Source organism: Rhizobium acidisoli (assembly GCF_002531755.2).
Taxonomy (GTDB): Bacteria; Pseudomonadota; Alphaproteobacteria; order Rhizobiales; family Rhizobiaceae; genus Rhizobium; species Rhizobium acidisoli.
In genome coordinates, this window is record NZ_CP035002.1 from 136,152 (window position 1) to 156,514 (window position 20,363).

The 20,363-nt window shown below is 61.6% G+C and carries 19 protein-coding genes and 1 riboswitch; of the genes, 6 read left to right on the forward strand and 13 right to left on the reverse strand.

From position 1 onward, the window contains the following. Positions 1–41: 41 nt before the first annotated feature. The 4 genes from CO657_RS33050 (at position 42) to CO657_RS33065 (ending at position 5,957) form a co-directional block, all read left to right on the forward strand. Positions 42–2,186 carry a peptidase domain-containing ABC transporter gene (locus CO657_RS33050; protein ID WP_054184342.1) on the forward strand — a complete coding sequence of 715 codons (2,145 nt, stop codon included), beginning with the start codon at positions 42–44 and terminating at the stop codon, positions 2,184–2,186. Beyond that, on the forward strand, positions 2,183–3,625 hold the full coding sequence (locus tag CO657_RS33055) for an HlyD family type I secretion periplasmic adaptor subunit (RefSeq protein WP_054184341.1): 1,443 nt from the start codon (positions 2,183–2,185) through the stop codon (positions 3,623–3,625). Before CO657_RS33050 ends, CO657_RS33055 begins: the two co-directional genes overlap by 4 nt. A 458-nt stretch (positions 3,626–4,083) precedes the next feature. Further along, the gene (locus CO657_RS33060; protein WP_054184353.1) at positions 4,084–4,869 is read left to right on the forward strand and encodes a DUF6030 family protein; all 786 of its coding nucleotides are present in this window, start codon (positions 4,084–4,086) and stop codon (positions 4,867–4,869) included. Positions 4,870–5,060: 191 nt separating this feature from the next. Further along, positions 5,061–5,957 (forward strand): GGDEF domain-containing protein, encoded by an 897-nt coding sequence (locus CO657_RS33065; protein ID WP_054184352.1) that lies wholly within the window; start codon positions 5,061–5,063, stop codon positions 5,955–5,957. Between the two features lie 179 nt (positions 5,958–6,136). On the opposite strand, the gene CO657_RS33070 is transcribed toward CO657_RS33065, so the two are convergent. Genes CO657_RS33070 through CO657_RS33080 form a run of 3 tightly spaced genes read right to left on the reverse strand, consistent with a single transcriptional unit; the run spans position 6,137 to position 9,191 of the window. Then, positions 6,137–6,979: an ABC transporter ATP-binding protein gene (locus CO657_RS33070; protein ID WP_054184340.1), complete on the reverse strand. Its 843-nt coding sequence runs from the start codon at positions 6,977–6,979 to the stop codon at positions 6,137–6,139. Next, a complete protein-coding gene (locus tag CO657_RS33075) occupies positions 6,976–7,770 on the reverse strand; it encodes an ABC transporter permease (RefSeq protein WP_054184339.1) in 795 nt (264 codons plus the stop codon). Before CO657_RS33075 ends, CO657_RS33070 begins: the two co-directional genes overlap by 4 nt. Before the next feature lie 8 nt (positions 7,771–7,778). Next, positions 7,779–9,191, reverse strand: coding sequence for an ABC transporter substrate-binding protein (locus tag CO657_RS33080; protein ID WP_054184338.1), 1,413 nt, complete (start codon positions 9,189–9,191; stop codon positions 7,779–7,781). 338 nt (positions 9,192–9,529) lie between these two features. Between CO657_RS33080 and CO657_RS33085 the strand changes: the two genes are divergently transcribed. Further along, positions 9,530–10,336 carry a Crp/Fnr family transcriptional regulator gene (locus CO657_RS33085; protein WP_082366310.1) on the forward strand — a complete coding sequence of 269 codons (807 nt, stop codon included), beginning with the start codon at positions 9,530–9,532 and terminating at the stop codon, positions 10,334–10,336. 18 nt (positions 10,337–10,354) lie between these two features. Here CO657_RS33085 and CO657_RS33090 read toward each other — a convergent pair whose 3' ends face one another. The 9 genes from CO657_RS33090 to thiC form a co-directional block, all read right to left on the reverse strand. Next, complete coding sequence (locus CO657_RS33090; protein WP_054184337.1) at positions 10,355–11,311, reverse strand: HEAT repeat domain-containing protein; 957 nt, start codon at positions 11,309–11,311, stop codon at positions 10,355–10,357. Between the two features lies 1 nt (position 11,312). Further along, positions 11,313–11,546 (reverse strand): 4Fe-4S dicluster domain-containing protein, encoded by a 234-nt coding sequence (locus tag CO657_RS33095; RefSeq protein ID WP_054184336.1) that lies wholly within the window; start codon positions 11,544–11,546, stop codon positions 11,313–11,315. 11 nt (positions 11,547–11,557) lie between these two features. Continuing rightward, positions 11,558–13,294: a fumarate reductase/succinate dehydrogenase flavoprotein subunit gene (locus tag CO657_RS33100; protein ID WP_054184335.1), complete on the reverse strand. Its 1,737-nt coding sequence runs from the start codon at positions 13,292–13,294 to the stop codon at positions 11,558–11,560. Positions 13,295–13,304: 10 nt separating this feature from the next. Beyond that, complete coding sequence (locus CO657_RS33105) at positions 13,305–13,592, reverse strand: DUF971 domain-containing protein (protein ID WP_054184334.1); 288 nt, start codon at positions 13,590–13,592, stop codon at positions 13,305–13,307. Between the two features lie 211 nt (positions 13,593–13,803). Beyond that, on the reverse strand, positions 13,804–14,211 hold the full coding sequence (locus CO657_RS33110; RefSeq protein ID WP_054184333.1) for a hypothetical protein: 408 nt from the start codon (positions 14,209–14,211) through the stop codon (positions 13,804–13,806). A 262-nt stretch (positions 14,212–14,473) separates the two neighbouring features. Further along, the gene (locus CO657_RS33115; protein WP_054184332.1) at positions 14,474–15,247 is read right to left on the reverse strand and encodes a thiazole synthase; all 774 of its coding nucleotides are present in this window, start codon (positions 15,245–15,247) and stop codon (positions 14,474–14,476) included. A gap of 2 nt (positions 15,248–15,249) precedes the next feature. Continuing rightward, positions 15,250–15,447: a sulfur carrier protein ThiS gene (thiS, locus tag CO657_RS33120; protein WP_054184331.1), complete on the reverse strand. Its 198-nt coding sequence runs from the start codon at positions 15,445–15,447 to the stop codon at positions 15,250–15,252. A 19-nt stretch (positions 15,448–15,466) separates the two neighbouring features. Beyond that, positions 15,467–16,417 carry a glycine oxidase ThiO gene (thiO, locus tag CO657_RS33125; RefSeq protein WP_054184330.1) on the reverse strand — a complete coding sequence of 317 codons (951 nt, stop codon included), beginning with the start codon at positions 16,415–16,417 and terminating at the stop codon, positions 15,467–15,469. A 1-nt stretch (position 16,418) separates the two neighbouring features. Then, positions 16,419–18,245, reverse strand: a complete 1,827-nt coding sequence (gene thiC / locus CO657_RS33130; protein WP_054184329.1) for a phosphomethylpyrimidine synthase ThiC — start codon at positions 18,243–18,245, stop codon at positions 16,419–16,421. A 93-nt stretch (positions 18,246–18,338) separates the two neighbouring features. After that, positions 18,339–18,469, reverse strand: a riboswitch (TPP riboswitch). A gap of 135 nt (positions 18,470–18,604) precedes the next feature. Here thiC and CO657_RS33135 point away from each other — a divergent pair. Next, positions 18,605–19,051: a GNAT family N-acetyltransferase gene (locus CO657_RS33135; RefSeq protein WP_054184328.1), complete on the forward strand. Its 447-nt coding sequence runs from the start codon at positions 18,605–18,607 to the stop codon at positions 19,049–19,051. 115 nt (positions 19,052–19,166) lie between these two features. Here the strand turns inward: CO657_RS33135 and CO657_RS33140 are convergent, their stop codons facing one another. Further along, positions 19,167–20,234 carry an ABC transporter ATP-binding protein gene (locus CO657_RS33140; protein ID WP_054184327.1) on the reverse strand — a complete coding sequence of 356 codons (1,068 nt, stop codon included), beginning with the start codon at positions 20,232–20,234 and terminating at the stop codon, positions 19,167–19,169. Positions 20,235–20,363: the final 129 nt, after the last annotated feature.

A 20,363-nucleotide genomic window follows, 5' to 3' on the forward strand; every position in this document is an offset into this window, starting at 1 on the left:
GAACGAATATTGACTCGGTCTCGTATTGTTTCGGGTGGGCCATGAGTGGTTTTCTGCATACCAACCTGCACTGTCTGGCGCTCGTCGCGCGTCATCATGGCGTCGATCTTGCGCCGGAGCGATTGCAGCATGACTATGCCGTCGGCAACGATCCCGTTGCCGTGCGGCAGCTGCTGCGCATGGCCAAGGATGCCGGCCTCAGGGCCCGGCATCTGACGCTCGACTGGCGATCGCTGCTTCAGCTCGGCGAGGCCTTTCCGGCGCTGGCGGAACTGACGAACGGCAATTGGGTGGTCATCGCCGGCGCTGTCGGGAGCGGTGAGGATGAGAGAATTCGCGTTCTCGATCCGCTGGCGTCACGCGCCGAAGTGATGATGCTCAGCGAAGAGCAATTCGCCAAGGCCTGGCTCGGATCGGTCGTTCTGCTGAAGCGCAATTATCGCATGTCCGATGAGGACCGGCCCTTCGGCTTCCGCTGGTTCGTCCCCGAAATCATCAAGCAGCGCAGCTTCTTCCGCGATGTCGCGCTCGCAGCCATCGTGCTTTACGGCCTTGGGCTGACGACGCCGATCTTCTTTCAGCTCGTCATCGACAAGGTGCTCGTGCATCAGAGCTATGCGACGCTGACGGTTCTGACGGCGGGCATTGCGATCGCACTCGTCTTCGATGCGACCTTCACCTTCCTGCGGCGCTATCTGCTGCTCTACGCGACGAACAGGATCGATATTCGCGTCGCGACGCGCACCTTCGGCCATCTGCTGAACCTGCCGATCGCGCTCTTCGAGCAGGCTTCGGCCGGCGTTCTCGTCAAGCATATGCAGCAGACCGGGCGCATCCGCGAATTCCTGACCGGGCGGCTGTTCCTCACACTGCTGGACGGCGTTTCCCTCCTGGTCTTCGTGCCGATCCTGCTTCTCTACAGCGTCAAGCTGACGCTGGTTGTGCTGGGTTTTGCAGCGCTTGTCGGGCTGGTGGTGATGATGCTCGTCGGGCCGTTCCAGCGTCGCCTGCAGGCGCTTTACCAGGCGGAAGGCGACCGCCAGGCCTTGCTGGTGGAAACCGTGCACGGCATGCGCACCGTCAAATCGCTGGCGCTCGAGCCGCGCCAGCGCAAGGTCTGGGACGACTATTCGGCGCAGTCGATTTCCGTGCGGTTTCGGGTCGACAAGATCTCGACCATCGCCCAAGCGATGACCGGGCTGCTGGAGAAGCTGATGAGTGTCGCGATCATCGGCCTCGGTGCGCTCGACGTCTTCAGCGGCGCGATGACCATCGGCGCGCTTGTCGCTTTCAACATGCTCGCCGGCCGGGTTTCCGGCCCGCTCGTCCAGATCGTCACCATGGCGCATGAATATCAGGAAGTGGCGCTCTCCGTGCGCATGCTCGGCGAGATCATGAACCAGCGGCCGGAGCAGGCAGGCCGCGGGCGTGGTGTGCGGCCGCATCTGCAGGGCCGCATCGAATTCGACAGGGTCTCCTTCCGCTACTCCCCGGACAGTGCGCCGGCGCTCGACAATGTCTCCTTCGCCGTTCCGGCGGGCTGCGTCTTCGGCGTGGTCGGCAAGAGCGGCTCGGGCAAGACGACGATCACCAGGCTCATCCAGGGACTCTATCAGAGCCAGGAAGGGCTGGTGCGCATGGACGGCTATGACAGCCGCGAGATCGATCTCGTGCACTTAAGAACCAGCATCGGCGTCGTGCTGCAGGATAATTTCCTGTTTCGCGGCTCGGTTCGCGAGAATATCGCCGCCGCCAAACCCGATGCCAGTATCGAGGAGATCATGGAGGTTGCCCGCATCGCCGGCGCCGAGGAGTTCATCGAGCGCCTGCCGCGCGGCTTCGACACGATGCTGGAGGAAAATGGCTCCAACCTCTCCGGTGGCCAGAAGCAGCGGTTGGCCATCGCTCGCGCGCTGATCACCGATCCGAAGCTGTTGATTTTCGACGAGGCGACGAGCGCGCTCGACCCCGACAGCGAGGCGATCATCCGCGAGAATCTGAGCCGCATCGCTGCCGGCCGCACCGTCATCATCGTCTCGCACCGGCTTTCGACGCTCGTCGATGCCGATGCCATTCTCGTCGTCGATCGCGGCAAGGTCGCCGATATCGGCCGGCACGATCAGCTTGTATCGCGCTGCATGACCTATCGCCACCTGTGGGCCCAGCAAATGAGGCAGGTCGCATGAACGCGCACGCCAGAAAACCCAGCGAGAACCTGCCGGTTCCTTCAGACAAGGGCCCCTCGGACAAGGCCCTTTCAGACAAGGGAAGGGCATTGACGGCCCGCCCGCCGCTGCCGCCGGCAATTGCCGAATTCCAGTCCGATGCCGTCGAACTCGAGGAACGCGCGCCGCCGCGGGTGGCGCGCATGACGCTCTACTGCGTGACGGCGCTGCTTGCGGCGGCGATCACCTGGGCCTCGGTTTCCTCGATCGACGAGGTGGTGATTGCGCCCGGCAAGCTCGTCACCACCCAGCCGACCATCGTCGTCCAGCCGCTCGAAACCTCGATCATCCGCACGATCGAGGTGAAGGCCGGCGAGGTCGTGCATACCGGTCAGACGCTCGCGACCCTCGACGCCACCTTCAGCCAGGCCGATGTCGACCAGCAGCAGGCGAAATTCTCCGCACTCGATGCCCAGGTGAAGCGCATCGAGGCCGAGCTTGCCGGCGACGACTATACAAAGATGGCGGGAGATACGCCCGACCAGATGCTGCAGGCGCAGCTCTTCGGCCAGCGACGGGCCTTCTACGTGGCGCAGTTGCAGAATTTCGATCAGCAGATCGCCGGCCAATCGGCCGCTCTCGTGGCGAGCAAGAACCAGGAGGCGGTGCTCAATGACAGGCGTGATGGGCTCTCGCAGATCGAAGCCGCGCGGGAGAGGCTCTATGACAACCAGAGCGGTTCGCTGATCACGCTGCTCGGCTCGCGCGACGCCCGCCTCGACGTCGAATCCGATCTGACTGCCGTCCGCGGCCGAGCCGACGAGGCCGCCCACTCCTATGCCAAGCTCCGAGCCGACCGTCAGGCCTTCATCGAGGATTTCCGCCGCGCCGCAATGGAGCAATTGGTGGAGTTGCGCGGCCAGCGTGACATGGCCGACGAGGAACTGAAAAAGATGAAGCTGCGCCGTAACATGGTGGCGCTGACCGCACCCGCCGACGCCATCGTGCTCGATCTGGCGCAACGATCGGTCGGTTCGGTGGTGCGGGAGGCAGAGCCGGTGGTCACACTCGTGCCCATCAACGTGCCGCTCGAAGCCGAAGTCTCGATCAACACCCGCGATATCGGTCGGGTGGCCGTCGGCAAGGACGCGCGTGTCAAGCTCGACGCCTATCCTTTCCAGAAATACGGCACCGCCACGGGCGAGGTGAGAACCATCAGCCAGGACACGTTCGTCACCGGCCAACAGGAGCAGACCGCCACTCCCAGCCAGCCCGCAGCGCCCTTCTTCAAGGCCCGAATCCTGCTTGCCGATACAAGGCTGAACGCCGCAGACGTGCCGGTGCGGCTGCTTCCCGGCATGACCGTGTCCACGGAAATCAAGGTCGGCAAGCGCACGGTGATCTCCTATTTCCTGTATCCGTTGCTGCGGGGGCTGGATAACGCGATACGCGAACCGTAGGGGATCAGTCCGCCCCGTACGCGATCCCGAGCGTGAGAAGATCCATGGGCTGGGTCACGATGCTGGAACAGCGCAGTTGTCGTGAAGTTGTCCGATGTGATTGTCCTCAGGCCGCCATTGCGCTCGCCCCATCAATTTTTAGGGGTGAGCGCCGTCCGCCGAGCTGGCTGCTTGACGCTCCACACAGGCGACCTCACACTCCAAGTGTCGAAGGTGAGTCGGGCAGACTGTACCGTTTTGCACATGCGTTGCTCAGCAGGGGCATTGGCTGACGCGCCGACCGATAGCGGCTGGTCGCAAACGGGATCGAGGTTGATTGGGTTCAAACTCGCATCCGCTCCGATTTTGCTTGTGAGGTCGCCGTGGATAAAATGTTATCAGCAGTCGATCCTCCTCCCGACATCCCCCCTCGGCGCTGGAACTCCCGATTGCGGAGCCGCCGCTGGCTGCTTTGGTCGATGCTTTTGATATCCGGTTTGCTTTTTGCAGGCATCTTTGTCTTTTACCGTGAACTCCACCACCTCGACGATCCGGTCGGGCTCGCTGACGATCGCGCTCTCGACACGGCTGTCCGATCAGCGCCTGTAGCCGTCGGCCCCGATACGGCGGCTCCTTCTCCTCTCCCGCCGATATCTATATCGCTGCCGCTGATCGAGGTGCCGAAGCCGGGATGGGCAAGTCAGTTTCTGCGGATGTGGCGCGTTTCGGGCCCGAATATGTGCGGTGCTCTTCGAGAGGCCGGCATCGAGATGAGCGACTGGAAAGCCGCGTCGATGCGCAATCGCAGTTATGAATGTTATTTTCAGCGGATTTATGAACGGGACGAGGTGCGTCCCCTCAGTTCCACCTTCGTCAAGGTTCGTGGAAATGAAATCGGCGATGTCGTCGATATCCGGGCCAAGATCATCGGGCCGGCGACAGATGCGAAGGGGCATCTCGCCCCGGCCGTCCTGCGCATTTTCGAGATCATCGTGAAGCAGGCGTGCTGGCGCGATTTCGAGGATACTCTTGCGTCGATCCAAAACCTTCGAGATGTCGAATACGAACGATTCGGCGCCTATCTCAGTTTCACGCGCGAAGCCGGCAGCGGAAATAACTTCAATTTTGTCCTTGGTCTGAAGGCGACGTCAGATTCGCAGGTGAGGACGAAGACATATTTTTCCACAGAGCGCTGGCTAGCCACAACAGATCCGCGGCTCATGGACAGCTTGGGCACGTCACTATCGGCCAGTTGCGCTCGATGACGGTGGGGCGATATCTGCAACATGCCTTGGAGCCAGCGCTTATCGGGATAGCTCTGGTGCCTGCCCGGCATGTAGAGGCCGAGTAAACGTGACCAGGGGGAGATAACCGGCTGAGGGTCCTTTGTCTCGCGGGTCTTTTCACGTAGAAATGATGCGATATGGATGGATTCGGCAACCAGACGGGATCCGATATGGACGAGATCGCTGAACAGCTTCTGCAGCTCTCCGCGAATACCTCGACGCTCATGGCGGTCTATGACTCCAGCGACCGGCTGCGCTACGCCAACCTGGCGCTCCGTTCGGCGTATTTCATCGAGCGGGACGAGACCCCGCTTTGGCCTGATCTCATGCGACGCAATTTCGAACGCGGCCAGGGCACTGTCATTCATGCAAAAAATTTCGACGAGTGGCTGCGATCGACGCAGTCCCGCCGGGGGAAAATCGGCTATCGGGCGTTCGAAACCGACCTGATGGACGGCCGCTGGCTCTGGATGACCGAGGCTGTCCAGAAAAACGGCTGGATGCTGTGTGTTGCGAGCGATATCACCACCCTGCGTGCCGAGGAGCGAAGTGTCCGGCAGGACCGCGACTTTGCCGTCAAGGCTTCGCAGACCGATGAGCTGACCGGGGTTGCAAACAGGCGGTTCGTCATGGCGCGGATAGAGGACATGCTCGTTGCCGCCAAAGACGGTGGTGAGGGATGTCTTGCCGTGCTCGACATCGACAACTTCAAGCACATCAACGACAGGCTTGGCCATCACGCCGGTGATCTCGTGCTGAAGGACTTTGCGCACCGAATCCACCAGCATGTGCGGCGCAGCGACTGTTTCGGGCGCGTCGGAGGGGAAGAGTTTGTTTTGGCGATGCCGGGCACGGCTTTGGAGGACGCCGTCGAGATCATCGAAACCATGTTGACGATGATCCGGTTTTCCCGCCCGCTGACGGAATCCCCCGATTTTGCCTATACGTGTTCGGCAGGCGTTGCAGTCTCCCTCAGAGAGGATACCGCGGCTGAACTTTATAGACGCGCCGATCAAGCACTATACGCCGCCAAACTTGGCGGCCGCGATCGGGTCCGCGCTGCTTGAAACTGTCACTGCATCCAATTGGCCACGCTTCAAACTCAGGATTGTGTCCTCGGTCCAGCCTCGTAGCTAGAGCATGATGCCGAAAAGTGTGAACGGTTTTCGGACGACATCATGCTCTAACTCTTTAATTTAGAACAGGATTCATATTTTAGGCCGACCTGGCCTAAAATCATCCTGTTCTAGACAGCTCTTCCCAATCCAAGCGGTGTCAGGCGAGGAAGCGTATCCGTGCCTCTGTCTTCATGGAGCAGTTCAAGGCAGTGACGCTTGAGCCGCGAGAATTCGGGCGATGCGACGATGTCGGTCGAACGTGGCCGCGGGAAGGGGACAGTGATCTCTTCGTGAATGCGGCCGGGTTGCGCCTTCATCACGATGATCCGGTCGGCGAGCAGCAGCGCTTCGTCGATATCATGCGTCACGAACAGGATGGTCTTGCGGAACTGTTCCCATATGGCGAGCAGCAGTTCCTGCATTTTCAGCCGCGTCAGGGCGTCGAGCGCTCCGAAGGGTTCATCCATCAGCAGGAGCCGCGGCTGGTTGACGAGGACGCGGGCAATTTCCACCCGCTGCTGCATGCCGCCGGAAAGCTGGGCGGGATATCGATCGGCAAAGCCGTTCAGGCCGACGAGATCGAGCATTCGCTGCGCCTCGCGCCGGCGCTGTTCCTTTCCGACGCCACGCATCTTGGGTCCGAAGGCGACATTGTCGCGGGCGCTCTTCCAGGGAAACAGAGTGTGGTGCTGGAAGACGATGCCGCGTTCGGGATGCGGGCCGCTGACGGCCATGCCGTCGACGTCCAATCTACCGCCGGCAATGTCGATATGGCCGGCGAGCGCGCCGAGAAGCGTTGACTTTCCGCAACCGGAGGGGCCGAGCAGGCAGACGAACTCACCGGGCGCGACGGAGAAACTGACATCCGAGACCGCTTCGAAAGCGGCCTTGCCCCTGCCCAGTCGGATGGAAACCCGCTCCGCCAGGATTCTGCCGGTCTCGGACCGCATCAGGCGCTGATGACTGTTCATCGTGCCGTTTCCTTTTTTTGCCAGGGGATGAGCGCGTTGCCTAAGGCACGCAGCAAGGTGCTGCTGCCCATGCCGAGCACGCCGATCACCACCATGCCGACGATGATCTCGGGGTAGTTCTGCAAGGTATAGGCTTCCCAGGTGTAGTAGCCGATGCCGAATTGTCCGGAGATCATTTCGGCGGTCACCAGACAGAACCACGACGTGCCCATGCCGATGGCAAGGCCGGTGACGATGCTGGGCGCCGCACCCGGAAGGATGACTTCGAACAGCATCGCGCGACGGGTGCTGCCGAGACTCTTTGCCGCCGCGATCAGGCGCGGATCGACGCCTTCGACCCCGTGGACCGTATTGAGCAGGATGGGAAACAAGGCGCCGGTGAAGGTGATGAAGATCATCGACAGTTCGGACGACGGAAACATCAGCACGGCGAGCGGTATCCATGCGACGGCCGGGATCGGCCGCAAGAGTTCGAGGGGCGCAAGCAGGAAATCTCCGACGTGTCGCGATCGGCCGATGATCAGGCCGAAGGCAATGCCGGCAACAGCGGCGATCGCGTATCCGGCAAACACCCTTTCAAGGCTGCTGGAAACATGCGCGAACAGTTTCGGCGACTGGAAGAACCCCAGGGCGGCGGCGAATACCTCGACCGGCGAAGGCACGTTCCGGAAGGTGACCAGGCCGAGATCGAGCCGCAGGGTGGATGCCATCTGCCACAGGAGCAGGCAGATGGCGATCGATCCCGCGCGGCGCAGCCAAGATCCGTAGTCGGGGTGCGTCCACGTCGTCATTATCGGCCTCAGTTGCTTGCCACGACGGAGGATTTGGCGCTGGCGAAATCGAGCACGGCGCCGCCATGCGCCTTGGCCCAGCTCTCGGCGCTGTCCTTGAGCAGGAAGGCGCCGATCTCGCCCTTTTCGTCACGAACGAACCAAGCCTGATTACCGAGGAGCTTGATGCCGCTCTCCCGATCCTGCGCGTAGAAGACGCGGATGGCCTTGCCTTCGCCCTCGAGCGCCTTCAAAGCCTTGAAGGCATTTTCCGCGGTGGCGTAGTGGCGGACGAGCGGCTCGTCCTTGACCCAGATCTCGGCGACGCGTTTCGGATCCTTGATCGGTTCGCCGGTCGCCGCGTCCTTGGCGTCGAGCGGAAGCTGGCCATAGTTCTTCAGGCTTGCCTCATAATCGAGACCCGAGGCCTTGAAGGCGGCCTTGATGAAGCGGTCGTCTACAAATGTGTCGACGTCGAGCCCGGTATCGGCCTTCTTCAGGTATTGCAGCGTTTCGATCGCGGTGCCGACGGCCTGCCGGTATTCCGGCTTCCAGGTCAGGTCACGGGTCTGGAGGCCTAACGGGCCGTGGAAGAGATAGTCCACTTCCGCTTCGACGCCGGTCACCTTGGCGATCAGTTCGCTGTATTTTTCCGGTTCCCTGGCGATCAGCTGGTCGGCTTCGAGGGCGGCGCGCAGATAGGCGGTGACGACCTCGGGATATTTTTCCGCATAGTCCGCATCAACCAGCGCGCCGTGGAAGGTGGGGCCGTTCGCCTGCGAGCCGTCATAGATCTTTCGCGCGAAGCCCCGCCATGGATAAAGCTCGGCAAAGGGCACGAAATCGGCATGGGCCTCGATCTGGTTGGCCTTGAGCGCGGCGCCGGCGACTTCAGGCGCCTGGGCGATGATGCTGACATCCTTTTCCGGATCCCAGCCCTCGGCCTTGATGGCGCGCAGCAAGAGACCATGCGAGGTCGAGGCGAAGGGAACCGAAATCGTCTTGCCTTTCAGTTCGGAGATGGACTGGATCGGAGATTCCGTCGGAACGACGACGCCGTTGCCGCTTCCCTTGACGCTGCCGGAGAGGACCGAGATGAACAGGCTCTTGCGTCCCGCCTTCAGATGCGCGAGGCCGTTGAACGAGCCGGGGAAATCCGCCATCACCCCGAAATCGAGCTTGCCGGCGATCTGTTCGTTGGTGATCGGCGCGCCGCTGGTAAAGTTCTTCCACTGGATGTCATAAGTGGCATCCTTGTATTTGCCGTCATGCGGCAGATATTTTTCGAGAAGGTTGAGTTCGCGGATCAGCAGGCCGCCGGTGGCGGTGTTGATCGTGGTGTCTTGCGTTCCGATGGCGACGCGAATGGTTTCCGCCTGCGCCGTGCCGATGAAACTGACCGCAGCCAAAGCTGCAGCTGCCAATGTTAAGCGAAAATGCATCGTGCCACCCCATATATTGCCCGTCGCCTCGCGGCGGGAAATCGTTGAATTCCAGTCGTGCAAATTTATGTGGCGAGGCCTGTGGCGGCGGAAGCAATTATTTGCATTGCCCCGCCGGCGGTCCTCGGCCGGACACAGGACCGGTATGGGCAGGCGCTGGGATCTGGTGTATAAGCGAATAATTACAGTCGGTTACCGTCAAGCCATTTCGGCAAACGTGCTGACGCCGCGGCGATAAACGACCACTTTCAGCGTCGAATACGCAATTATATTTCTTTATAATCCATAGATATTATATCTATTAACCCACTCATTCGACACCAGAGAGGCGATCGACGATGAGCTTGGATTTTGAAATCGCAAGGCCGGAGCCGAAACGCGGATTGCGCGCCACAGGGCCGGAGCTGCCTCCGCAGGTCATCCTGCCAGGCCCGCAGTCATTGTTTCTCAGCGAGACGGTCGACGGGCTCGACGAGGGCGCGCATTTCCTCGATCCGCTCAAGCTCGAGGAATGGGCGATCCTGCGCAGCCACGGGCGGCAACTCGGCTTCTCGGCGGGCGAAACGATCTTCACCCAGGGCGACAGGCATGGCGGCGTCTTCATTATCGAGCGCGGCTCGGTGCGCGTCTTCTATTCGGCGCCCTCAGGCCGCGAGATCACGCTGGCCTACTGGACACCGGGCAATTTCATCGGCGGACCTGAGATGACCGGCGGCGGCACGCATATCTGGTCGGGCCAGGCGCTCGACGATTGCGAAATCCTGTTTCTGCCCGGCCATGTCCTGCGCAAACTGATCGTCGAACTGCCCAATTTCGCGCTCTGTCTTATCCAGGGCCTGGCGTCGAAGGGCAAAAGCTATACCGCCATGGCCCAGATGCTCGGCACCCGCTCGGTCATCGAGCGGCTGGCGCAGTTTCTGATGAATCTCGGAAAGCTGCATGGCGTGCGCGACGGGCACGCCATCATCATCAATGCCAAGGTGACCCATGACCAGATCGCCGCCATGGTCGGCTCCACCCGGCAATGGGTGACGATGATGATGAAGCGTTTTCAGAAAGAAGGCTTGCTGACCGTTACGCCGCGGCACATCCGCATCGAACGGCCGCATCTGCTGATGGCGATGGTCTCGAAGGGCGGCGCGTAAGACGCCGCCCAGTCTTTCCTAACCCACGCGGGTTAGCGCCCAGCGCACCGTCTTGCGCACATCGGGGTCGGGATCGTCGGCATGCGCGGTAAGCGCTTCCCAGGCGCCGGGGTTGCCGATCTCGCCGAGCGCGGCCGCGGCCTCCTTCCGCAAGGTGGGCATGTCGCTTTCGAGCAGCGGGATGATCCGGGGCAGGGCCGCATTTGCCTTCAGCTTGCCGAGGGCACCGAGCGATTTCTGCTGAACCTGCCAATAGTCGTCGGAGAGCGCCTTGGCGAGCGCTTCGACCGCCGAGCCGTGGCCGATGCGGCCGAGCGCTTCCGCTGCCGCCGCCCGGACTTGCCAGTTCGCATCGCCGAGAGCCGCCGCCACCGCCTCGGCCGCAGCCAGTTGCGCCGTGAACGTCAGGGCATTGACCGCTGCGGCGCGCACGTCGGCATTCTCGTCGCGCGTTGCCGCAATCAGGGATGGGATCGTCGAGTCGAGTTTGAGATAGGCGATCGTGCCGAGCGCCTGCACCCGGACCGCCGCGTCCGCGTCGCGCAGCGCGATGAGGGCGGGGCCGAGCGAGCCCTGCAGCCGGAGCCCCTTCAATCCGCGAAAGGCCGCCGCACGCACGAAGGCGCTGGCGTGATCCAGCAACGGCAGCAGGCTGCCGCCTGCCTCCTGATGCTTCAGCTCCGCCAGACCATCTGCCGCGGCTTGCGCGACGGAAGGCTGGCCGTCGACGACCAGCCGCGCCAAGCCGCCGGCAGCACCGGCGCCATCGAACTCGCCAAGGGCGATCGCCACCTGAAGGCGGACCTCGCTGCTCGCGTCGCCGGCAGCGTCGATCAGGTGCGGCAAAGCCTCGGGACTCGCCGTTTCTGCAAGCTCGATCACCGCGAGCCGGCGAATGGCGGCATCCGGATCCAGCAGGCGTTCGGCGATGGTCTCGATGTTGCCGAAGGCTTCGAAAGGTTCAAAGACACTCATATCAGCGCAACAGATAGGGAATGTTGACGGTGACGGCGCCGGTCGGGCAGTCCGTTTCGCAGGGCATGCAATACCAGCATTCGTCGAACTTCATGTAGGCCTTGCCGGTTAGTTCGCTGATGCGCAGCACATCGAGCGGGCAGACGTCGACACAGACCGTGCAGCCCTTGTCGGCGATGCATTTGGCGTCGTCGACGGTCACCGGGACTGTGCTGGGGGAGAGGGCGAGTGGCATGGATCTTCCTGTCAGGCTTGCTTTTGAACACGCAGACGGTCGTAGGCCGTCCGTTCCTCGGTCTCGATCGGAACGACATAGGGCTCTACCTTGCGCTTCTCCGAAACCATGCGGCCGTCGATCTTTCTGAGAAGTGTGTGGCAGAACCAGTTGTCGTCGTCCTTGTCCGGATAGTCGACGCGGTTGTGGTAAAGGCCCCAGCGGCTCTCCGTGCGGAATAGCGAAGCATGGGCGGCCATATCGGCGCAGTCGAGGATGGAGGAGACTTCGAGCGCCCGCATCAGTTCATGAGCGTCGCGAGCGACGAGCGCGGTCTCCAGATCGTCGCGGACTTCGCTGAGCCGCTGCTGGCCGATCCGCATCTTGGCGGTCACCTTCGGCGGCTGCAGATAGTCGTTGACCAGGCGGCGCGCCTTGTATTCGAGCTGGTTGGGCGGAATGCCGTCGTCGCGCCGCGTCGGCGCCAGCACGCGTTCACGCTCGCGTGCGACAAATTCAGGGTCATAGTCGGGAAGCTCGGTTTCGGCGGCGACGTCGGCTGCATGCTCTCCAGCGACGGCGCCGTTGGTGAAGGCGCCGAGCATGTAATTGTGCGGGACATTCGCCATGTCGCCGGCCGCATAGAGGCCTTCGACGGTCGTGCGCGCGAATTCGTCGACGAACACGCCGGAGGCGCTGTGGCCGGAACAGAAGCCGATTTCGGAGATGTGCATCTCGATCATCTTTTCGCGGTAATCGGTGCCGCGCGCCTCGTGGAAGCGTCCGCGCGAGGGGCGCTCGACCTTGTGCAGGATCTGCTCGATCTCGCCGACGGTATCGTGATGGAGATGATTGAGCTTCAGGAAGACCGGGCCCTTGCCGGACTGCAGCTCGTTGTAGAATTCCTGCATCATCTGGCCCGACCAGTAGTCGCTTTCGATGAAGCGGTTTCCCTCGCTGTTGGCGGTATAGGCGCCGAAGGGGCCGGCGACATAAGCGCAGGCCGGGCCGTTATAGTCCTTGATCAGCGGATTGATTTGATAACATTCAAGGTTCGCAAGCGCGGCACCCGCATGATAGGCCATGGCATAGCCGTCACCGGAATTGGTCGGGTTCTCGTAGGTGCCGAAGAGATAGCCGGAATGGGGCAGGCCGAGCCGCCCCGCCGCCCCCATGCAGAGGATCACCGTCTTGGCGCGCAGCACGAGAAATTCCGCCGAGCGCGTATTGACGGCGATCGCGCCAGCAATCCTGCCATCCTTCGCCGTCAGGAGCCGCGTCGCCATATAGCGGTTGGAGATCAGAATGCGCTCGCGGCGCAGCTGCCGGTAGAGCGCCTTCTTGACGGTGTCTCCATTTGGCATCGGCAGGACATAGGTGCCGAGATGATGCACCTTCTTCAGGTCGAAATCGCCATTGGCGTTCTTCTGGAAGCGGATGCCGAAACGATCCAGCTCCTCGATGATCTCGTAGCATCGCGATGCATATTTATAGACCGGCGCCTGATCGACAATGCCGTCATTGGCGATGGTGATTTCCTTGGTGTATTGCTCCGGCGTCGCATAGCCGGGGACGACGGCATTGTTCAGCCCGTCCATGCCCATGGAGATCGCGCCCGAGCGCTTGACGTTGGCCTTTTCGAGCAGGATGACGTTCAAGTTGGGATTGCGTTGTTTTGCCTTCAGTGCCGCCATCGGCCCGGCCGTGCCGCCGCCGATCACCAGCACGTCGCACGCGACCTCGGACAGGCCTTCTACAAAATTATCCATGCATCATTCCTCAAGCCAATGAATCGGCGATTTCGCGCAGGTATTGCCAGGGGTAGATCCCCCGATCATGCCCATCGGAGAAAACCAGCCTGACGGCATAGGAGCCGATCGGCTCGATGCCCGTCACCGTTACGTCGTCGAAGCTCGTCTCGCGCCCGTCGAGGGATGCACGCACCGCCTGGGCGGCGCGGCTGCGCCGGCGCAGTTCAGAGGCAGGAAGAAGGGAGATGTCGCCGCCTTCCCAGGTAATGGCAAGCGTGCGGCGTTCTGGTTTGAGCTTCAATTGCAACGGTGTCATGGCTTTCCCTGTCAATCGGCCGCCACTCTAAGAAAGTGGCGGACGGAGACACGCAATAAATTGCCATGGACGCGTCGCACGCCCGTTCGGACGGGCCACGTGGGCGTGGTTGCTGCTACTTTGTCGCCGAAGTAGTGCGACAAGTGACCATGGTCAAAGTACGGGAATGGCGGCAAATGCTTTCGAAAGATCGAAGCGTTTCGGGCTGACCTCACGCCGTTGCGTATCGACACATTTTATTGTCGCGGGCGTATTGCCAGATTGCCTGAAATGACATGACCTTCATCAAAATGACCATGGCCAAAGCGATGCCGTAAGGTATGGGGTGGCCGTCAGGGATATACCGAAAAAGATAGAGACGCACGCAAACGCAAACAACTAGTAACGCGTAAATGGGATATATGAACGAATAGGTGCGCCACCAGAAGACCGATCCCACTTGAATTCTCGCTGCAAAGAGGCAGACAACTACACATTCGGGAAATGACATGAGCCAGTCGAACCATTCCGCCATCGAAAGTGGCGAGGGGCTGAAATAGGTTGCATGCACTTTGTGGATTTGGCCGAGTAACACGGCTAGCGCCAAAATCCACCAAATGATTTGAAACTTCCTGCTCATGCCTAAATCCGCCGCGTGCGATATCCTTATCGTGGGTCACCATCTCACTCAACACGCAAAGGTAGATGAACAGGCCGATTAAACCTTTAACGAAAAACGCCAGTCAATCCGCCTCGAATGACAGGATAGGCACGAAATCCCGCCCGCGGCGGCGCTATGCCGATTTCTCCGAGGCACTTCGTTGTTTGATTCTAGCCCGCCTCTCAGGTCGAAGGCAATCCCGAGCCGAGCGATGTCGCCAGCAATCAGAAACGATCGATTTTCATGCAAACACCGCCTTTCCGATCACGGGTGTCGAAGGCACGGCCATGTCGCGCGGTTCCAGCATGCCGGCGCCGAACGCCTGCCGGCCGGCATCGATTGCCCCGGCAAAGGCTTCTGCCATTGCGACCGGGTCGCCGGCGCCGGCAACCGCGGTGTTCAGCAGCACGGCATCGAAACCGAGCTCCATGACGATCATCGCATGCGAAGGCCGGCCGATACCGGCATCGACGATCAGCGGCACATCGGGAAAATGCGCCCGCATCGATCGAAGGGCTGAAAGATTTTGTGGTCCCGCCGCCGATCCGATCGGCGCGCACCAGGGCATCAGCACCCGGCATCCGGCGTCGATCAGACGCTCGGCAACGACCAGATCGTCCGTCGTATACGGAAAGACCTGAAAGCCTTCGCCGGTCAGGATGCGGGCTGCCTCCACGAGCGCGAAAACATCCGGCTGCAGCGTGTCGTGATTGCCGATCACCTCCAGCTTGATCCAATCGGTGCGAAACACTTCGCGGGCCATCTTCGCCGTCAGCACCGCCTCGGACACACCATGGCAGCCGGCCGTGTTGGGAAGAACGTGAACGCCGAGCGCACGGATCATGTCGAAGAAAGCGCCGCCGTTGCGCCCGCCGGCCATTTCGCGGCGCAGCGACACGGTGACGATCTCGGTTTTGGAGCGCGTGATGGCTTCGGTCAGGATCGCCGGCGAGGGGTAACGTGCAGTGCCGAGGAGAAGGCGTGATGCGATTTGGCTTCCGTAAAGATCAAGCATGCTCAGCCTCCCTGCATCGGGGTCAGGATTTCGATCCTGTCATTGTCGCTCAGCATGTGCTCGTTGCGATCCTCGCGATGAACCAGTTCGCCGTTGACGGCGGTCGCCAGCCAGTCGCCTTCGTAGTCGAGTGCGGCCAGAAGCTGCGAAAGCGTGGTGGCGGCGATTGTCTGGGCCTCGCCATTGATGATCAGTTGCATTGGTGTTCCTTTGCTTCAGCTATTTGGAAAAAACGAGATCGGCGGCCTCGGCCGCCATGGTCGGCGCCAGCAGAAAGCCGTGGCGGTAGAGGCCGTTGAACACGACGGCCTTTCCCTCCCGCATGACGCGCGGAAGATTGTCGGGCAGGGCAGGGCGGATGCCAGCGCCGGTTTCGACGACGGCGGCATCGGCAAAGGCCGGGTGCAGCGCATAGGCCGTGTTCAGCAGTTCCATTAGCGAACGTGCGGTGATCGGGCCGTCGGAATCGGTTTCGATCATCGTTGCGCCGACCATGAAAAACCCGTTGCCGCGGGGGACGATATAGACGGGAAAACGCGGATGCAGCAGGCGGACGGGCCGGGCGAGGGTGACCTCATCGGTATGGAGATAGAGCATTTCGCCCCGCACGCCGCGCAGATCGCGATCTTGCCTGACGCGGGCAGCGCCGGTGCAGTCGACGATATCGGAGAAATCGCCTTCGCTCGGGTCCGTGTCGGTAAAGGTGATGCCGTTTGCCGACAGTTGTTCTTTCAATCCGCGCAACGCTTGACGCGGATCCAGATGCGCTTCGCGTGGGAAGAACAGGCCGTGCCTGAAACGGGCGGCGAGCGCGGGCTCGAGGGTGGCGATATCGTTCTCTTCCACCCATTGATAACCGGTCGTGCGGCTGGCAAACCGCTTCAGCTCGCCATGGTCGCGCGTCGAGGCAACGACCAGCGTGCCGTTGCGGACGGTGCTGCCCGGCAGGATCGCTTCCCAGCGGTCGGCGGCATCGAGACCGCGCGTCAGCACGGCCTCATCGGCGCTTTCCCGCTCGCACCAGGGCGCCAGCATGCCGCCGGCGAGCCAGGAGGCGGCATGAGCGAAGTTCGGATGCGGGTCGAAGATTGTCACCTCGGCACCGCGAGCATGCAATTCGCGGGCGACGGTGAGGCCGGCGACGCCGGCCCCTTTGACAAGCACGCGCATGTCAGTCCGCCCCATGTGCGGGGGTATCGATCGGCATATAGAGATCGCCGCCCTCGCGATATTTCGCCGCCATCGCGTCCAGCCCTTCCTTCTGCGCTTCGGCGCGAATGTCGTGCGATATGCGCATCGAGCAGAATTTCGGGCCGCACATCGAGCAGAAATGCGCCACCTTGTGCGCTTCCTTCGGCAGCGTCTCGTCATGGAAGCTGCGGGCGGTGTCGGGGTCGAGCGACAGGTTGAACTGGTCTTCCCAACGGAATTCGAAGCGCGCCCGCGACAGGGCGTCGTCGCGCAGGCGGGCGGCCGGGTGGCCCTTGGCAAGGTCGGCCGCATGGGCAGCGATCTTGTAGGTGATGACGCCGGTCTTGACGTCGTTGCGATCGGGCAGGCCAAGATGTTCTTTCGGGGTGACGTAGCAGAGCATGGCCGTGCCGAACCAGCCGATCATCGCCGCGCCGATGCCGGAGGTGATATGGTCGTAGCCGGGGGCGATATCGGTGGTCAGCGGCCCCAGCGTGTAGAAGGGCGCCTCGCCGCAGACGGCCAGCTGTTTGTCCATGTTTTCCTTGATCTTGTGCATCGGCACATGGCCAGGTCCCTCGATCATCACCTGGCAATCCCTGGCCCAGGCGACTTTCGTCAGTTCGCCGAGCGTTTCGAGTTCGGCAAACTGCGCCGCGTCGTTGGCATCGGCGATCGAGCCGGGGCGAAGGCCGTCGCCGAGCGAGAAGGAGACGTCATAGGCCCGGCAGATATCGCAGATCTCCTCGAAATGCTCGTAGAGGAAGCTTTCGCGGTGATGATGCAGACACCACTTGGCCATGATCGAACCGCCGCGTGAGACGATGCCGGTGACGCGATTGACGGTGAGCGGGATGTAATGCAGCCGCACGCCGGCATGGATGGTGAAATAGTCGACGCCCTGTTCGGCCTGCTCGATCAGTGTATCGCGATAGATCTCCCAGCTGAGGTCCTCGGCGATGCCGCCGACCTTTTCCAGCGCCTGATAGAGCGGCACGGTGCCGATCGGCAGCGGCGAATTGCGGATGATCCATTCGCGGATATTGTGGATGTTGCGGCCGGTCGACAGATCCATGACCGTATCGGCGCCCCAGCGGGCAGCCCAGACCATCTTCTCGACTTCCTCGGCCATCGATGAGGTGACGGCGGAGTTGCCGATATTGGCGTTGATCTTCACCAGAAAATTCCGGCCGATGATCATCGGTTCGCTTTCGGGATGGTTGATGTTGGCCGGGATGATCGCCCGGCCGGCGGCAACTTCCCGGCGGACGAATTCCGGCGTCACGTGATCGGGAATATCGGCGCCGAAGCTCTCGCCGTCACGCACCAGCGCTTCGGCCTTCGCGTTGCGGCCGAGATTCTCGCGAATGGCGATGAACTCCATCTCCGGCGTGATGATGCCGGCCCGTGCATAGGCGAGCTGGGTGACGGCTTTGCCGTCCTTGGCACGCAGCGGCCGGCGCCGCCCCGGAAATTCCGGCGTCAGCCGGTCGCCGCTGACAAAGCCGTTATCTTCGGGGCGGACATGGCGGCCATCATAGGCTTCGACGTCGCCGCGGGCCAGCACCCAGTCGCGGCGCAGTGGGGACAGGCCCTGCTCGATGCGGATCTCGGCGCCTTCGAGCGTGTAGGGACCGGAGGAATCATAGACGGCGACAGGCGGTTCGCCCGCGGTCGGATGGACGCTGATTTCGCGCATCGGCACGCGGATATCGCCATGGATATCTCCCGGAATATGGATCTTCCGCGATGCCGGCAGCGGGCCGGTGGTGACGGTCGGGGTGAGATTCTTTGCGGCAATGGTCATGGTTTGAGGCTCCAAGTTGTAAGTTGGAGACCCAGTTAATCAGCCGGAATGATGGAAAGACGCCGGCACGGATTCCACGCGTGAATCCGAAGCCTTCGAGCGCTTGCACCGTCCCTACGCCAGTATGAACTGGATCAGGTTCAACGGGTCACTGCGCCACAACAGGCTAGGCCTTATTGTCCAGCAGTATCTCAGCCCCTTGCGGGACCCCCCTGGTGAATGCCGACAGTCGTAAAGCGCGGTCGCTGGTTGTGTCAAGCTTACAGCTTTGTCGTTTCCGTAGATCGTCCGGCTCGGAGCCTGTTGCGTTACCGAACGAACTGCGGCAAATGTCAATTCACTCAACGTCAGGTGGATCTATGGCGATTCGGATTGAACGTCTTACGGTAGAACATCTCCATGGCGCCGCCACTGTGCTGGTCAGGGCCTATTCCGGACCGCCGTGGAACGAGAATTGGTCGCTGGAAGCGGCGGTTGAAAACGTAAACACCGTGCTTGAAACGCCGAAATCCATTGCGCTTGCGGCCTTTGACGGAGGCAAGGTGCTGGGGATCGCGTTGGGCATACGACAGCGCCGCCATGCCGGTCCGGTCGTTTACCTTGATGAGTTGTCGGTGCTGCCTGAAGCCCAAGGTGCGGGAATAGGGACCGCGCTGCTATCAGCAGTTTTCGAAACAGCAAAGGCCGAGGGATGCAACAGCGTCTGGTTGGTCTCACAGCGGGAAGGTGCATTGTCGACATTTTATCAGCGCTGCGGGTTCGCCATCGGCAGCAACCTCGGCCTTTACTCCAAATCGAGTGCGTAGCGGTTAGGGCGGTATTGGTTTGCCATAGGTTGAGGGCGAGCGGAAGAATTCGAGGCTCGTCACCCCGATATTACCACTTTGAACCTATCTCGGGGGCTTTCGAATCGATGCCCGCTCAATCCGGTCGCAACGTCTTGCCAGATTCCGCATCGAATAGATGAAGCTTTCCTGGCCGAGCAGCTATCGTCGCGACCTGCCCGGGCGCAAAATCGTAACGGTCGGAAAGCACTGCGACAAGCTCGCCGGATCCGTAGCGCAGGAAGACCATCGTCTCGTGCCCGGTGGGTTCGGTGACGTTGACGGTCGTGTTGAGGCCGCTTTGGCTGAGGGAGAGGTGTTCAGGCCGCACGCCCAGGACCACAGCCTGCCCGTCGGACGCCTGCGGGGTGAAAGCGAGCGCAATCTCGTCGCCAGTCTCCGTGACGAAGATCGCACCATCGGCCTTGTAGCGGCCTTTCAGCAGATTCATCGACGGTGAGCCGATAAAGGCTGCCACGAATGTATTGCGGGGACGATCGTAGAGTTCCAGGGGCGTGCCGATCTGTTCGACCCTGCCGCCCTGCATGACCACGATCTTGTCGGCCATCGTCATCGCTTCGACCTGGTCATGGGTGACATAGATCGTCGTGGTTCTCAGCCGCTGGTGCAGCTCCTTGATCTCCTTGCGCATCTGCACGCGCAGCTTGGCGTCGAGGTTCGACAAGGGCTCGTCGAACAGGAAGACTTGCGGCGACCTGACGATGGCGCGTCCCATCGCCACGCGCTGGCGCTGGCCGCCCGAAAGCTGGCGCGGATAGCGGTCGAGATAGGGCACGAGGTCAAGCGTTTCGGCCGCCGCCTGCAGCCGCTGCTTGATGATGTCGGCCGGCTGCTTCTGCAGGCGCAGCGCAAAGACCATGTTTTCGGCGACGGTCTTGTGCGGATAAAGCGCATAACTCTGAAAGACCATCGCGATGTCGCGGTCCTTCGGCGGCAGATTGTTCACGACTTTTCCGCCGATCGAGACCGTGCCGCCGGTGATGCTTTCTAGCCCTGCGACCATGCGCAGCAAAGTCGATTTGCCGCAACCGGATGGACCGACGAGCACCACAAACTCCCCGTCGCGAATGTCGATATCGACGCCGTGCAGGATGTTTACGGCGCCATAGGCCTTCCGCGCCTCTGAAATATTGACCTCAGCCATATGCCTCCCACTCGCTTTCCTGCCACCCCCGGGCGCTTCCAAGAGGTGTGACTCTCGACAATATCCAAACCGTCGGGCTCGGCGAAATCGCGCTCCGCCCCTTGCCCGAACTATCGTCGAACCTCCTCC